Consider the following 16,478-nt stretch of genomic DNA (forward strand, 5'->3'; position numbering starts at 1 on the left):
AGTGTTTGCGAAGTATAGCAGAATTGTGACACGACATGCCAGTCCATATCACGTCCGCCGGTTGCGCACCACACCCCATGCGCGAAAACGCTCAAAAATCACTCACCACTATCCTGCTGAAAATCCTGACGTTGCGCAGCTATCACCTGTGCACTTTATATTATTTGCAATTATTCATGTTCGATAATATTCGTTTTGATTAATTAAACTCGTGCGCAATTAATAAATGAAAATACAGGATATATTTTTACGTTTCTTTATATTCCGTAGTCTCATAGTCACGGGTTATTAAATTTAACGCCTGTAATGCAATTATGTAGCAATACTTAACCAACGCGGAATAACTGCGGGATATATCATCTTTCATTGATAGTTTTTTGTTATTTTTGGTTTTATATTGCCTATTCCCGGATCGTTGTTTATACCTTTACATAGGAGCGCCCGCCTTATTCTGCGCCAGCGCACGTAATAAAATATCAATACTTTCATGGTGTTGTGTAACTCCATAACCGCACGGCATATACCTCCTGCGCGCCACGCTTTTGCGTGACGTTAATGCCCTGCGTCTGCGCCATATACGGAGCGGTGAGGTAAAAATATGAATAATGTTTTAGCATGAGGATAAAATGATTGCCGTGCAAAATAACCTTTCCGATTCCGTGGATATCCTTAATAAGCAAACGGGTGATGTCGTTTCGCAATATCCTCAGAGCGCAGACCGCGTTGTTAACCTTGCCGACACCAGTATTGTCAGGGTAAATGCTTCTCCCGACGTGGTTAATTTTTATGAGCGTCAGGGCGGGGACTTAATTGTCCATATGAAAGACGGGACCACGGTCCGCTATCAAAATTTCTTCCGTCTTGACCTTGACGGCCAACACAGCGAACTCATTTTTGAAGACAGCCTGGGCACGCACCACGCTGTCTTTCCTTTTGCCAGCGAGGCCGCGCCGGCCACCGCTGAAGTTATCGTTCCCACCTTCACCGATACCTCTCTCGGGGCGCTGATTGGTGCGGAAGGCCTGGGCGCCAGCGGTATCTCCGGGCTGGGTGTGCTGGGCGCTATTGCCGCCGCAGCGGGCGTGGCCGGGATCGCTATCGCCGCCAGCAACAGCGGCGGTGGCGGTGGGGATGATAACAACAACGGCGGCGGCGATGGTGGGAACGGTAATCCGAATCCCAATCCAAACCCGAATCCCAACCCGCCGGATTCCACACTGACCGTCGATCCGCTTACCGCCGATAACACCGTTAACGTAGCGGAAAGCCAGCAGCCACTGACGCTGAGCGGCACCACCAATGCTGCCAACGCCGGGAGGCCCGTGTCGTTCGTGCTCGGCGGGCGCACCTGGACCACCACCGTTGGCGAGAACGGCGAGTGGAGCGTCACTATGCCGGTGGAGCTGCTGCAGTCGCTGCCGCAGGGGCTGAACTCCATCAAAATCATCATGGTGGACAGCGAAGGGCGCACCATCTCCAAAGATTACTCGTTCAACGTCGATACCGTGCCGCCGGCGCTGGAGATGGGCGAGTTCGTGCCGGGTAACGTACTGGACTCAAGCCATCTGAATGCAGACCGCTTCGTGCGTGGCTCCTCCGACTCGGCGGACGCCGGAAGCCGCGTCGTCATCACCCTGAACGGCAAAACCTACACCACGGTGGTGGGCGAAGATGGCAACTGGCTGTCGCGTATCCCGGTCAGCGATCTGAAAGCGCTGGCCGACGGCCAGGAATACACCATCACCTATACCGTGACCGACAAGGCCGGGAACGTCACGAAAGGTGAAATCGACTTCACGGTTAACCTCAACCAGGGTGCCATTACCGTTAATCCGCTGACCGGCGACAACACGCTGGACGGTGCTGAACTGCAGCTCGACCAGATCCTTACCGGCCAGACGCAAAATATTGCCGCCGGACAAACCGTGACCATTACCCTCGGCGGCAAAACCTATTTCGCTATCGTGCAGGGCGACGGCAACTGGAAAGCCACTATACCGTCGGGCGATCTGCTGGCGCTGCAGGACGGTAGCCAGACGCTGGTGGTCAGCGTGCCGGGCAACAACGGCAGCGTGATCACCAAAGAGACGCCGATTACGGTGGATCAGAGTGAAACCAGCATTGCCATCGCCATCATCTCTACCGATGACTATCTCAACGCCGCAGAAATCACCCAGCCGCTGGAGATCCGCGGCGTTTCCACCGTTTACGGACCGGGCGTCACCATCGTGGTGCAGCTCAACGGTAAAAGTTATACCGCGGTGGTGGACGGTTCAGGTAACTGGAGTGCGGTGATCCCGACGGCGGATCTGGCCCTGCTGAAAGACGGCCCGCGTGAAGTGACCGCTACGGTAACCCTCGGTAATCAGAGCGCGTCCGATGAACATATTCTGAACGTGGCGACTAACCAGCTGCCGAAGCCGGAGATCGATACCCCGTTCGTGGATGGCATTCTCAATGGCCTCGAAGTCGGGCAGGCGCAGACCCTGACCGGTAATACTGGCGTCAGCGGCGTCGGTCAGAAAGTGTCGGTCGTGCTGGGTGGGAAAACCTATACCGGCACCGTCAACAGCGACGGTAGCTGGTCGGTAACGGTGCCAGCCGCCGATCTGCAGCAGCTGCCGCAGGGAACTGCGCCGATCGTGGTAAACGTGTCGGATGCGGCGGGCAACAACGCCTCGCTGCCCGTCAACGCCACGGTAGACACGCTGCCGCCGGAGCTGGCCGTGCTGCCGATTAGCGGCGACGGCAAGCTGAGCAGCGCCGATCTCAATACCCCGCAGGTGCTGAGCGGCGTTTCCGCCGTGAGCGAGGCCGGGCAAACCGTCACCGTCACGCTGAACGGCAAAACCTATACCACCCAGGTGGGTGGCGACGGCAACTGGCAGATCGCTATTCCGTCAGCGGATCTGAAACAGCTTCCGCCGGATGACAGCATCGCCACCGTGCGCCTGACCGATGCGGCGGGTAACGTGCGTGAAGTGCAGCAGACCATCAACGTGAAAACGGCGCAGCCGACCATCGACGTCGCCACCTTCACCGCCGACAACACCCTGGATGCAGCGGAGCTGAAAACCGATCAGGTGCTGAAAGGCACCACGACTAACGTTGAAGCGGGCAGCGTAGTCACCGTTACCGTTAACGGCTCCACCTTCAAAGGCGTGGTGGGCAGCGACGGAACCTGGTCTGTGACCCTCCCGGCAGGCGTGCTCCAGCAGCTCGCTAACGGTGAGGCGACGATCGGCCTGAGCGTCACCGACGGCTATGGCCAGACCGGAACCGGTTCCCATACCGTGGTGGTGAATAACGATACCGCCGGGGTCGCGATCAGCATTATCAGCAGTGACGATTACCTGAGCCGTGCCGAGGCGGATTCCCCGCTCACCATCAACGGCACCAGCGCCGGGCTGACGACAGGCACCGTGGTTACGGTGGTGATCAACGGCGTAACCTACACCTCGCCGGTGGATGCGGACGGAAACTGGGCGGTTACGCTCACGCCTGCGCAACTGCAGGCGCTGCCGGACGGCCCGGTCGAGATTGTTGCCAGCGCGCCAGCCAACGGCGGCACCATCACCGATGAGCACGTGCTCAACGTCGCCATCGACACCGTGCCGGAGCTGACGGTCGATCCGCTGTTTGGCGACAACACGCTGAACGGCACTGAAATTCTTGAAAATCAGGTACTGACCGGGAAAACCGGTATCACCGGGCCGGGCCAGACCGTGACGGTGACCCTCGGCGGCAACGATTACGTTGGCACCGTGGATAACAACGGTAACTGGAGCGTAACGCTTCCCTCCGGTGCGCTGGACGGCTATACCAATACTGATTCGCCGGTACCGGTGGCCATCGAAGTGGGCGACGCGGCGGGCAACACCGATTCCAGCGTGGTCGACGTGATTGTTGACGTTACCCCGCCAGTGGTCACGGTGAACCCGTTTGCCGGTAACGATTTCCTCAATCTTACCGAATCCAACAGCGCCCAGGCCATCTCTGGTATCGCCGACGGGGCAGAAGTGGGTAGCCCGGTAACGGTGGTGCTGAACGGCGTTACCTATACCGGTACGGTAACCGGGGCTGACGGGGCCTGGTCCATCTCCATTCCGTCCGCGGCGCTGAAAAACCTGCCAAACGGTGAGAACACCTTCAGCGTCACGGTAGAAGACGCGGCGGGCAACAGTGTGACTACGCCGCATACCGTCAACGTCAGCATCGATCCGCAGAAACAGCCGCTGCTGACCGTCGATCCGGTGGCGGGCAATAACGTTATCGATGCCGCAGAACGTGAAGGGGCAGTGAATATTACCGGTACCGCGCTGAACGTCGGGGCCGGGCAGACCGTGACCGTCACCCTTGGCGAGCAGAGCTGGACCGGGCTGGTGGGCGCGGACGGCAGATGGTCGGTGAGCATTCCGCAGACCGCCATCGGCGGCCTGACCACCGGGGCCTACACCCTGACGGTGCAGGTCAGCGATGCGGCGGGTAACAGCACCACCGCAGAGCGTCCGTTTAGCGTAGATACCACCGTCAGCGCCATCTCGGTTGCGCCGCTGACCGGGGATGACTTCGTCGGCCTTGACGACCTGACCAACGGCCTGACCGTCAACGGCGGCAGCACCGGGCTGGCGGACGGCACCGTGGTGACCGTCACCCTCAACGGCAAGCAGTACGAAGGCCAGGTGACCAACGGCAGCTGGAGCGTCACCATTCCTGAAGCGGATGCCAACGCCATTGCTGACGGCACCGCAACGCTCACCGTCTCGGCACGCGATACTAACGGTGCCAGCGTCAGCAAATCCCATGATTTCACCATCATCACCGATGCCGTGCCAGCGGTGAGCCTCAACACGCCGTTTACCGATGGCGTGGTGAACAGCAGCGAAGCGCTGGCTGGCGGCACCCTCAGCGGCAGCACCGGCGTGAACGGCGCAAGCCAGACGGTGACGGTGCAGATTGGCAGCGAAACCCTGACGGCGACGGTAGATGCTAACGGCAACTGGTCGGTGAACGTGCCGTCCAGCGTGCTGGTCGGCCTCGCTGACGGCAGCACCGTCCCGGTAGTGGTTACCGCCACGGACCGCGTCGGCAATGAGAACGTGCTGAACAGCAGCATTGAGATCGATAAAACGCCGCCGGCCATCACCATCGGCACCCTTGGCGGCACCGACAACATCGTCAACGCCGCCGAAGCCGCAGGTTCGCTGGCGCTGACCGGCACCGCCACCCCGTACGATCCGGATAACCCGCAGTACGTGGTGGTGCAGGTGAACGGCCAGACCTATAACGCGCTGGTACAGCCGAACGGCACCTGGAGCGTTACGCTCCCGGCCGGGGCGCTGAACGGTATGCCGGACGGCCCGGCAAGCGTGACCGCCACCGCCACCGATGCGGCGGGTAACACCTCCAGTGCAAAAGGCAGCTTTACGCTGGACGCTTCACCGGCCAATGCTCCGGTAGTCACGCTTAATCCTGTGTCTGACAATAACTTTGTCGGGGCGGATGAGATTATCGATCCGCTGATCATCAGCGGCACGGTACAGAATGTGGAAGTTGGCCGTCCGGTGACGGTGGTGCTGAACGGCATCACATACAACACCACCGTACAAGCGGGCGGCGTCTGGAGCGTTACCGTACCGGTAGAAGCGCTGGAAGCGGTGCCGGACGGGGTGCGCGAAGTGGTGGTGACGGTGACCGATGCGGCGGGCAATACCGACGACGCCACCCAGAACGTCACCTTCATTACGCAACCGGCCAGCCTGCCGACCCTGACCATCAACAACGTGGCGGTGGATAACATCATCAACGCCCAGGAGAAGGGCGAGCCGCTGACGATTACCGGCGTCTCCACTAACCTGGCGGCGGGTACCCGCGTCAGCGTCTTCCTGAACGACAAGATTTATCAGGCGACCATCGGTACCGACGGCACCTGGAGCGTGACCGTTCCGCTGGCCGACGTCACCGCCCTGAACCTGACCAACTACAACGTGGTGGCGAATGCCAGCGATGCGGCCGGTAACCAGGCGGGCGACGTTCAGCCGATCGTCATTGACCTCACCGGGCCGGTGGTTGACGTCGATACCAGCACCGGCTTCCTGCAGGATGGCAATATCAGCATTGCTGAGCTGGCAAGCGAGCAGGTGCTGAGCGGCACCACCGCGCCTGGCTCCACCGTGGTACTGGTGATCAACGGCAAAGAGATCCCGGCGCTGGTGAACGAGCAAGGGGAATGGAGCGTAACCATTCCGGCAGCCGAACTGCAGGCGCTGCCGCAGGGCGAATCCGACCTTACCGTGCGGGTGACCGATCCGCAGGGCAACACCACCAATGAACCGGTGCCGGTGAACGTCAGCGGCCCGACGCTGCCGACCATCACCTTTACCGAGTCTTATACCGCCGGCGGTATCAATGCCACCGAGTTCGCCAACGGCGGCACGATCACCGGTACCGCCAGCGGTCTGCCGGAGAACACCGTCATTACGCTGTATATAGGCGATACCGCGATTGGAACGGCGATCGTGGGCGCGGGCGGAGCATGGACGGCGACCATTGCGCCGGGGGCGCTGGACGGCCTGACCAGCGGGCAGTATGACGTGGTTGCTCAGGCGACAGACGCCTTTGGTAACCCGGCACGCGGCACGCTGGCGACCGAAATCGTGCTGGAGGAGCCTGCGGCGACCCTGCCGGGTACGCTGTTTGATGACGGGTATATTAACGAGGCCGATGCGGCTGCCGGGCAGACCCTCACCGGTAACACCGGCGTTACGGGTAGCGGCCAGACCGTGGTGGTGAATATTCCGGGCCAGGAACCTATCACCGGTACCGTAGATGCTGACGGTAACTGGACGGTGCTGGTGCCGCCGGAAGTGCTGCAGGATCTGCCGCAGGGCGAAAATACCGCTACCGTCACCGTGACCGACAGAGCCGGGAATGAAAACACCGACGACGGCACCTTCATCGTGCGCACCGAGCCGCTGGCTCCGGCGACCCTGACGCCGCCGTTTGGTAACGGCTATCTCAATGATACCGAGGCTGGGACTAACCAGACCATCGGCGGTGCCACCGGACTGGACGCCGATGAGATCGATACGGTACAGGTCAGCATTAACAACGGTCCGCTGCAGGATGCGGTGATTAATCCAGACGGTAGCTGGAGCCTGGTGGTGCCTTCCGCCGATCTGCAGGCGCTGCCGGACGGCACCATTCCGGTACGCGTTGTGGTCACCGATGTGGCGGGGAACACCTCGACCGGCGGTGGGAACTTCGAGGCTATCGTTAACGATCTGCCTGAGCCGACGGTGGAACCGCTGTTTGGCGATGGCGTGCTGAACAATAGCGAAGCCGATACCCCGCAGGTGATCCGCGGCTCCACCGGGGTGACCGGCGAAGGCCAGACCGTCACCGTGACGCTGGGCGGTGAAGACTATCCTGCCACCGTGAACCCGGCGACCGGGGAGTGGAGCCTTACCCTGCCGCCTGCGGCATTCACTGGTTTGCCTGTGGGCACCCCCCAGACCGTTACCATTGTCGCGACCGATGCGGCGGGGAACACCACCCCGATTACGCCGGCACCGACATTCACGCCGCAAACCGACCTGCCGACGCCGACCGCGCCCGATCTGTTTGGCGGCGATAACGTGTTGAACCTTGCCGAAGCCGCCGGGCCGTTAACCATCACCGGTTCCACCGGGGTGACCGGCCCGGATCAGGCGGTGACCATTACCATTGACGTCGACGGCGTCACCTATCCGGCCACCGTCACGCCGGACGGCACCTGGAGCGTCGATCTCCCGGCGGGATCGCTGCAGAACCTCGATCCTTCCGTTCCGCATGAGATTATCGTCCGGGCGGAAGATCAGTACGGTAACATCGTGGAAACACCGTTCCCGTTTGAAGTGGCCTTCACGCCACCGACGGTGGCCGTTACCACGCCGGTGTTTGGTGATGGTACGGTCAATGCTTCCGAGGCTGTAGCAGGCACCACGCTGAGCGGCACCTTTGTCTCTGACCGGCCGGAAGGCGCTACCGTCACCGTGACTATCGGTGGCAAAGAATTTGCTGCGGTTGTCGATGAGGCAAATGGCACCTGGAGCCTGGCCCTGAGCGAAGACGACTGGGATGGCGTGGGGCGCGGCGCACAGAGCATTGTGGTCACCATCGAAGACGGAGCAGACAACACCGGCAGCACCACTCAGCCTGTGAATGTCGCGGTGGATACCCCGACGCTGACGGTCACCGCGCCGCTGTTTACCGACGGCACGCTGGACTTCCTGGAAAGCCAGCAGCCGCAGGTGATTAGCGGCACCAGCACCAATCTCGCACCGGGTCAGGCGATCAGCCTTATCATTGGCGGGACCACCATTACCAATGCTGCAATCGTGCAGGCGGACGGCAGCTGGTCCTACACCGTAACGCCACAATTCATGGACGGGCTGACCAACGGCCCGCTTACGGTGCAGGCAACGGTTACCGACGCCGCGGGTAACACGGGCGAATCGGCCGAGATCCCGGTCACGGTGGATATTACGCCGCCGCCTGTCAGCGCTACCGTCTTCAGCGTGGCGGGCGATAACGTGATTAACGCCAGCGAGGCCAGTTCGGGCAACGTCACCATCACAGGTACGTCGACCGGGTATACCGCAGGCCAGGTGATCACCATCTCCATTAACGGCACCGACCTCACCGGTACCGCAACCATTGGTGAGAACGGCACCTGGTCGCTGACGGTGCCGGCGTCAGAATTCCCGACCGACGGCGTGTATGAAGTGATCGCCACCGGCGAGGATGGCATCGAAAGCCCGCCGGTCAGCGTTACGGTGGATACCGTGCCGCCAACGGTGACCATCGGCGCAATTTCCGGGGACGACATCATCAACAGCACGGAAGTGGATTCTCCGCTGGTGCTGAGCGGTACTGCCAGCGCGGACGATGCCGGGCGTCTGGTCACCGTCACGCTGAACAATAAAACCTACACCGCCACGGTGACGCCTGCAGGCACCTGGACGGTCACCGTACCGCAGGCTGACGTGAATGCGCTGCCGCAGGGTGAAAACCCGGTGACCGCCAGACTGACGGATGCGGCAGGTAACCCGAGCAATCTCGCGACCCGTCCGGTCAACGTGGACAGCGACGCGCCGCTGCTGGAGGTGGATACCCTGAGCCTGCCGCCGGTACTCAACACCGTGGAAGCGGCAACCGGCCTGCTGGTGCAGGGGCGCGGCGAGCCGGGGGACACCGTCACGGTTCGCATCGGGCCGCTGGAGTGGACCTCCACCGTCGGTCAGGACGGCAACTGGAGCTACACCTTCCCGCAAATCGATCTGAATACCCTGACCGACGGGCCGCAGGTCATCGCCATCACCACTACCGATGCGGCGGGTAACACCTCGTCGAACAGCGTCGGGCTGAACGTGGCGCTGAACCAGGGCCTTGGCGTGCTGGTGGACGATCTGTTCGGCGGCGACGGCATCCTTAACGTCGCCGAATCGCTGGTGACCCAGACCCTGACCGGGCAGGTCAGCGGGGATTCACGCGGGGCGACGGTACGCGTCACCATCGCCGGGACCGATATTGAGATCCCGGTGGGCGTGGTTGGCCCGGACGGACGCTTCAGCATCGACCTGCCGCCGAGCCTGTGGCAAGGGCTGGTAGGTAATACCGCGGAGCTCAACGTGGAGGTTACCGACGCGAACGGCAACACTACCAATGAGATCATTGATGTTGGCCTGGCGCTGACCGATCTGCCAGTGGTCGGCGATATCCTGGTGGGCGTGGATAACGCCATTAGCCTGGTCGAAAGCGGGCTGAACCAGACCGTGACCGGTACCCTCACGAATGCAGAGAACGTCGCCAGCGTCGTGGTCACCCTGGCCGGGCGCACCTTCAACGCCGTGGTTAACGAACTGGGGCAGTGGACGGCGGAGCTGCCGTCCACACTACTCGGCACGCTGCCGGACGGGCAGATTGCCCTCGGGGTGAGGGTGACCGATAACGCGGGCAACGTCACCACCGGCAGCACCAACCTCACCGTTGCCGCCAACGTTCAGCCCTCGATCGTGCTTAACCCGCTGTTTGGCGACAACATTCTGAGCATCCCGGAGCTGCTTAACGGGGTGATCAGCGGCACTGCCAGCGGGCTGAACGGCCGCACGCTGACAATTAAAATCGGCGATACCACCGCCTTTACCACCAACGTGGATAACACCGGTAAATGGTCAATTGCTCTGCCGGAGGCGGTACGCGCCGCGCTGGAAGGGCTGGGCAGCGGTAACGTCGGCGTAACCGTCACCGCGACGGATACTTACGGCAACACCGCTCAGGCGGGCGGCAACGTGTCGCTGGATCTGCTGCGCCCGGTGCTGAATGCGGTCACGGTGTTTGGTGACGGCCTGCTGAGCGCCGCCGATGCGCTGGTCACCCAGACCATCAGCGGTACCGTGGGTAACGCGCCGGTTGGCTCGACGGTGAACGTCACCGTCGGCGGCAAAACCTTTGCCGGACTGGTGGCCGCCAACGGCACCTTTGCTATCAACGTTAACCCGGCGGATCTGCTCGGGCTGGCGGACGGCACCCTCGCCACCAGCGTGACTCTGCGTACGCCGGACGGCAACACCTCCACCACAACCGGCCCGTCGATTAAGGTCGGGTTGACTAACCTGCCGACGGTTGCCATTAACTCGCTGTTTGGCGGCGATGGCTTCCTGAGCCAGGCGGAAGCGGGGGTAGCGCAGACTATCTCCGGGGTCTCCAGCCTGGCGAACGGCACGGTGACGCTGCGCATCGGCAGCGAAACCCTTACCGGCACCATCACCAACGGAACCTGGTCAATCAGCGTACCGTCGGCCACGCTGAAAGGCCTGACTGACGGCGGTGTAAACGTCAGTGTCAGCGTGCGGGATGAGGTCGGTAACGTCGGCACCGGATCGCAGCTGGTGAACGCCATCATCAATGCGGTTCCGACGGTGACGCTCGCGACGCCGTTTGGCGATGGCAACCTGAGCCTCGCGGATCTGCTCAACCCGCAGCTGTTGAGCGGGACCACCAGCAACCTGGCGGCAGGCACGGCGCTCACTATCACCCTTGGCGGCCTGACCTTTAACACCACCGTGGCAGCCGACGGCAGCTGGCGTCTGCCGCTGCCGACCGCCAGCCTGCAAGGGCTGCAGGACGGCACGCTGACCGTCGGCGTGACGGCGAAGGATGTGGCGGGCAACGTCGCCAGCGCCACCCAGAACCTGGCGGTGGCGATCCAGCAGGTGCCGTCGCTGGTGATTAACTCGCTGTTCGGGGATGGCGGCCTGAACGCCGCGGATATTCTCAACGCCCAGGTGATCACCGGGACCAGTACCAATGCGGTGGGATCGCGGGTGAACATCAGCCTCGGCGGCAAAACCTACCAGACCACGGTAGGCGCGGACGGCGGCTGGTCGGTGTCAGTACCGAAAACCGATCTCGGAGCGCTGCTCGACGGCACCCTGACGGTGAACGCCAGCCTGACCAACCCGGCGGGGAATGCGGCCAGCACCAGCGGTCTGGTGAACGTGATCACCCACAGCCTGCCCACCATCTCGCTCGGTTCGCTGTTCGGTAACGATGGCTTCCTTAACGTGAGCGAGGCCGCGGGCACCCAGACGCTGTCCGGGCGCATCTCCGGCGGTATCACCGACGGCGCGAAAGTGGTGGTGACCCTCGGCGGCACCGCCTACAACGCCACGGTGAACCCGGACGGCACCTGGTCGCTGCCGGTTGCCAGCAATATTCTGCAGGGGCTGACCAACGGCGCGCTGAAAGTTGGCGTGGCGGTTACGGATAAGGTGGGGAACACCAACAGCACCAGTGCCGACGTTACGGTGAAACTCACCACGCCGGAGCTGACCTTCAACCCGCTGGCAAGCCTCAACCTGCTGACGTTGCTGAGTAAAGGCCTGACCCTGAGCGGCGGTTCACGCAACCTGGCGCCAAACTCGATTGTCCACCTCTCGCTGCTGAACGGTACCGTGAGCACGACCGCGAAGACCGACGCCAACGGTAACTGGAGCGCCAACATCGGGCTGGGGCTGAATATTCTGGAGCTGCTGTCGCTCTCCAGCGTGCTCAATATCTACGCTACCGATGTGGCCGGGAATACCGGTTACCTCAACGTCGGGCTGGGCGGGCAGATCATCTCCACCACGCCGCCGGCGGGCCTGATGGCAACCACCGCCTCGGCGGATGAGATCGCCTTTGCGTTGCAGGCCGATGAGCAGCACACCGTAACCACAGTCACCAGCGAAGAGCGCGCCGACCATACCCTTGCGGCGACCGCAACGGTTGCCGCGGTCGCAGAAAGCGATGCCGCCGCCGCGCAAACCGCAGATGATGCCTACACTATTGGAGGGGTAAGCATCACCCTGGCCGATGGGCAGCAGCAAAGCGGTGATAGCGTCGAGGGCAGTACCGGCAGCGACACCATCCACCTTACCGGCCTGGATTTCTCGCAGATCGACGGCGGCGCAGGGGTCGATACCCTGGTGCTGGATGGCGTCAACCTGACGCTGGACCTCATCGGGCTCGGCAGCAAAATTCAGCATATTGAGATTGTTGACCTCGGGAAATCCGGGACCAACAGCATCACGCTGGATGCTAACGGCGCACTGTCCATCACCGACCGGCCTGAAGATGACCTGATCATCAAAGGCAGCGACGGCGATCGGGTAAATCTGGTGCATGGCAACGGGGATATCTGGGCGGTAAGCGGCCAGCGCGAAGTGGACGGCGTGCAGTTCGACGTCTGGCACAACAGCGGGCAGGGCAACACGCTGGGTGATGTGCTTATCCAGCACGGCCTGCACGTCAATATGGTGTAACGCATGACGGCCTCAGGGATGAGGCCTTGCTGCTGATGCTATTGATAATATTAACAATATCACCACGTCGCCCGGTTGCGGGCAGGGGTAAGGTGGAACAATGAGAAAAGTAAAACCCGGTCGGGTTGCGTTAGTGGTACTGGCGCTGCTCGGGATGACGGGTGGGCTCAGCCCGTATGCGTCTGGCGAGGAGAATTTCAACTGGCAGGCGCCCCCCGGTGAGCAGCTCCAGGCCAGACTCACCATAAAAGAGGCGATCCTGCGTGCTTTCGCCCGCAATCCTAAAATCGCGCAGGCCTCGGCGCAAATCCAGGTCGGGCATGCCAATCTTGATGAAGCCCAGAGCGCCTGGTTCCCGCAAATCTCCCTCCAGGGTAACGCCGGCCGCAACCACCGCACCGACTCCGCCGGATCGCTCAACAGCAACGCCGCAGGCGGTATCAATCTCAAACAGCTTATCTACGACTTCGGTAAAACCGGCGGCAGCATTGACGAGCAGGAAAATCTCTCCGATGCCTACCGCTACCAGCTCTACAGCACCCTGAACGAGGTCGGCATGGAAACCCTGCAGGCCTATTTGCAGGTGAAGCGCTATCAGGCGCTGACCGAGGCGGCAAAGCGCAACATCGACTCGCTGAAAGCGGTGCAGGAGATGGCCAACCTGCGCGCTGACGCCGGGCTGAGTTCCCAGTCTGACGTGCTGCAGGCGCAAACCCGCATTGCCGGCATGAACGCCAGCTATGAGCAGTACCGCGCCCAGATGCGCTCCGCCCAGGCGGCGCTCAGCGTGCTCACCGGCGTGATGGCCCAGTCGCTGCCCGATCTGCCGGAAGATCTGCTGCGTCAGGAGATCTCCCTGAAAACCCTGCCCTATGAGCGCAACAGTGCGGTTCGCAGCGCCCAGGCGAAGCAGCTGGCGGCGGAGGACCGCATTCGTCAGGCCCAGGCCCAGCATCTGCCAACGCTCTCGGTGCAGGCGGGGCGCACCCGCTACCAGAACGACGGCGGCAACTACTGGGATGACCAGGTGCAGCTGGTGGTGGATGCCCCGCTGTATCAGGGCGGGGCGGTTAACGCCCGGGTCGATGCGGCGGAAGGGGATCGCGCCAGCGCCCGTGCCGACGTGGAAGCCAGTAAGCTGGATATCAACCAGCGGGCCGCCACCGCCTGGGCCGATCTCACCGGTGCGCAGGCCCGTCAGCGGGCCGGCGAGCTGCAGTTTAACAGCGCCGAAAGCGCACGCGGCGTCTACCGGGATGAGTATCGCCTCAGCAAACGCAGCCTGAACGATCTGCTGAGTATCGAACAGGATGTGTTCCAGGCCGACAGCTCGGCGATCACCGCCCGCTATGACGCCTGGGATGCCGCGGTGCGCTACGCCGCCGCCGCCGATAACCTGCTCGACATGTTGGGTATTGAACGTACCCGCGTTACGGGTGATGACCTGCCCGCGCTGTAAGCGTGACACCGGGAAAAGGAGTACGTGATGTCAGAACGTCCGGATACTGAAAGCTGGATAAGCGCGATGGTCCGCGCGGCGGGGCGCTTCGGCCTGCCCGCCGACGCCCCTGCAGTTCGCCAGCAAATGCGCTGGTTTGAAAATTTACCGCTCTCCCAGCGCCTGGAGCGCATGAGCGGCCTGATGGGTTTACAGATGCGCATCGTGCAGAAAGAGCGCGTGCGCTGGAGCGCCCAGTCCCTGCCAGTGATCGTGGAGCTGGAGAGCGGCGGGCTGATGCTGCTTGAAGCGCTCGACGCCGACGGGCTGGCCAGTTACTGGCTCAGCGAAGGCGGCGATCTGGTGCGTGAAGAGGCGCTGGAAACTTTGCTGGAGCGTGCTAAAGGCGATGTGGTGATGCTCGGCATCGCCGCGCGCGGACGCGATGCGCGCATTGATGACTTCACTAAACCCTGGGAGCCGCACTGGTTCTGGCGGCACTTTCGTCATACCGGCCGCAAGCTGTTTGAGATCTCACTGGCGTCGATCATCGGCAACGTGCTGGCGCTTGGCGGCATTCTGTTCTCGATGCAGGTCTACGATCGGGTGATCCCCGCCCAGTCGTTTCCCACGTTATGGGTGCTGTTCTTTGGCGTGATCCTCGCTGCGTTGCTGGAATTCTTCATCCGCCTGGCGCGTACCCACGTTTCGGACATCATGGGGAAACACATCGATCTCAACGTCTCCTCGCTGTTCTTTGCCCGGGCAATGGCGATCAAAAACGATGCCCGCCCTAAATCCACCGGATCTTTTATGGCGCAGCTGCGTGAGATCGATCAGGTGCGCGAGCTGTTGACTTCCACCACCGTCGGTGCGGCGATGGACATTCCCTTTGTGCTGCTGTTCCTCGGCATCATGGCGCTGGTAGGCGGCCAACTGGTGGCGATCCCGCTGATCGCCATTCCGCTGATCGTCATTCCCGGCATTCTGGTGCAGTGGCCGATGGCAAAGCTGGCGAAAGAGGGGATGCGCGAGAGCGCGATCCGCAACGCGGTACTGGTGGAGTCGATTGAAGGTATCGAAGACATCAAATCCCTGCAGGCGGAGCCGTACTTTCAGCGCCAGTGGGAGCACACCCACAGCGTCGGGGCCAGTATCGGCATGAAGCAGCGCGTCTGGGGTGCACGCCTGAGCGGCTGGGCTTCCACCGTACAGCAGATGACTTACGCCAGCATGCTGGTGTTCGGCTGCTATCTGGTGATGGACGGGCAGATCACCACCGGGACGCTGGTGGCCTGTAGCCTGCTCTCGTCGCGCACCATTGCGCCGCTGATGCAGCTCACGATGGTCTTTTCGCGCTGGCAGCATGCCAAAACCGCGATGAGCGGCCTCAACGAGCTGCTGAAGAAGCCGCTGGATAACGACAACCAGAAGAAAATGGCGCACTGCCCGGTGCTGGCGGGGCACTTCCAGTTCCAGCAGGTGCAGTACAGCTATGACGAAGAGAAGGGCGATCAGGCGATTCAGATCCCGTCGCTGGAGATCAAGCCCGGTGAACGCGTGGCGATCCTCGGTAAGGTCGGGGCCGGTAAATCGACGCTGCTGCGTCTGCTGGCCGGGCAGTCCATCGCCACCAAAGGGAAGGTGATTATCGACGGCGTCGATCTGGCGCATATCGATCCGCGCGACGTGCGCCGCCAGGTGGGCTTTCTTTCCCAGGATTCACGCCTGTTCTTCGGCACCCTGCGCCAGAACCTGATGCTCGGCCACCCGAACGCCACCGAAGCCGAACTGCTGCAGGCGCTGCGCATCAGCGGCGCGCTCAGCATGGTGCAGCAGGATGCAGCGAGCCTCGACCGCCTGATCAACGAAGGCGGGCGCGGACTGTCCGGCGGTCAGCGCCAGATGGTGCTGCTCAGCCGCCTGATCGTACGCAATCCGCAGATCGTGCTGCTGGATGAACCTACCGCCTCAATGGATGAGCAGCTCGAAGCGCAGGTGATCCGCCAGCTCCAGCAGTGGCTCACCGGGCGCACGCTGGTGCTGGTGACGCACCGCCCGGCGCTGCTCAACCTGGTGGATCGCATCATCGTGATGGAGAACGGGAAAGTGATCGCCGATGGCCCGCGCGATCAGCTGCTTAAGCAGGCCCAACGTAACAGCAACGTGGCCTCGGTGGCCTGAAGGAGCGCGCG

The 16,478-nt window shown here is 62.0% G+C and carries 3 protein-coding genes; all 3 read left to right on the top strand.

Going from position 1 to position 16,478, the window contains the following annotated elements; all coding sequences use genetic code 11:
- Nucleotides 1-626 precede the first annotated feature (626 nt).
- The 3 genes from ET34_RS0114210 (at nucleotide 627) to ET34_RS0114220 (ending at nucleotide 16,467) form a co-directional block, all read left to right on the top strand.
- A complete protein-coding gene (locus ET34_RS0114210) occupies nucleotides 627-12,845 on the top strand; it encodes an Ig-like domain-containing protein (RefSeq protein ID WP_031523117.1) in 12,219 nt (4,072 codons plus the stop codon).
- Nucleotides 12,846-12,999: 154 nt separating this feature from the next.
- Nucleotides 13,000-14,304 carry a TolC family outer membrane protein gene (locus tag ET34_RS0114215; RefSeq protein WP_051640547.1) on the top strand — a complete coding sequence of 435 codons (1,305 nt, stop codon included), beginning with the start codon at nucleotides 13,000-13,002 and terminating at the stop codon, nucleotides 14,302-14,304.
- A 27-nt stretch (nucleotides 14,305-14,331) separates the two neighbouring features.
- Nucleotides 14,332-16,467: a type I secretion system permease/ATPase gene (locus tag ET34_RS0114220; protein ID WP_031523121.1), complete on the top strand. Its 2,136-nt coding sequence runs from the start codon at nucleotides 14,332-14,334 to the stop codon at nucleotides 16,465-16,467.
- Nucleotides 16,468-16,478 lie beyond the last annotated feature (11 nt).

It is taken from the genome of Siccibacter colletis (genome assembly GCF_000696575.1).
Lineage (GTDB): Bacteria > Pseudomonadota > Gammaproteobacteria > Enterobacterales > Enterobacteriaceae > Siccibacter > Siccibacter colletis.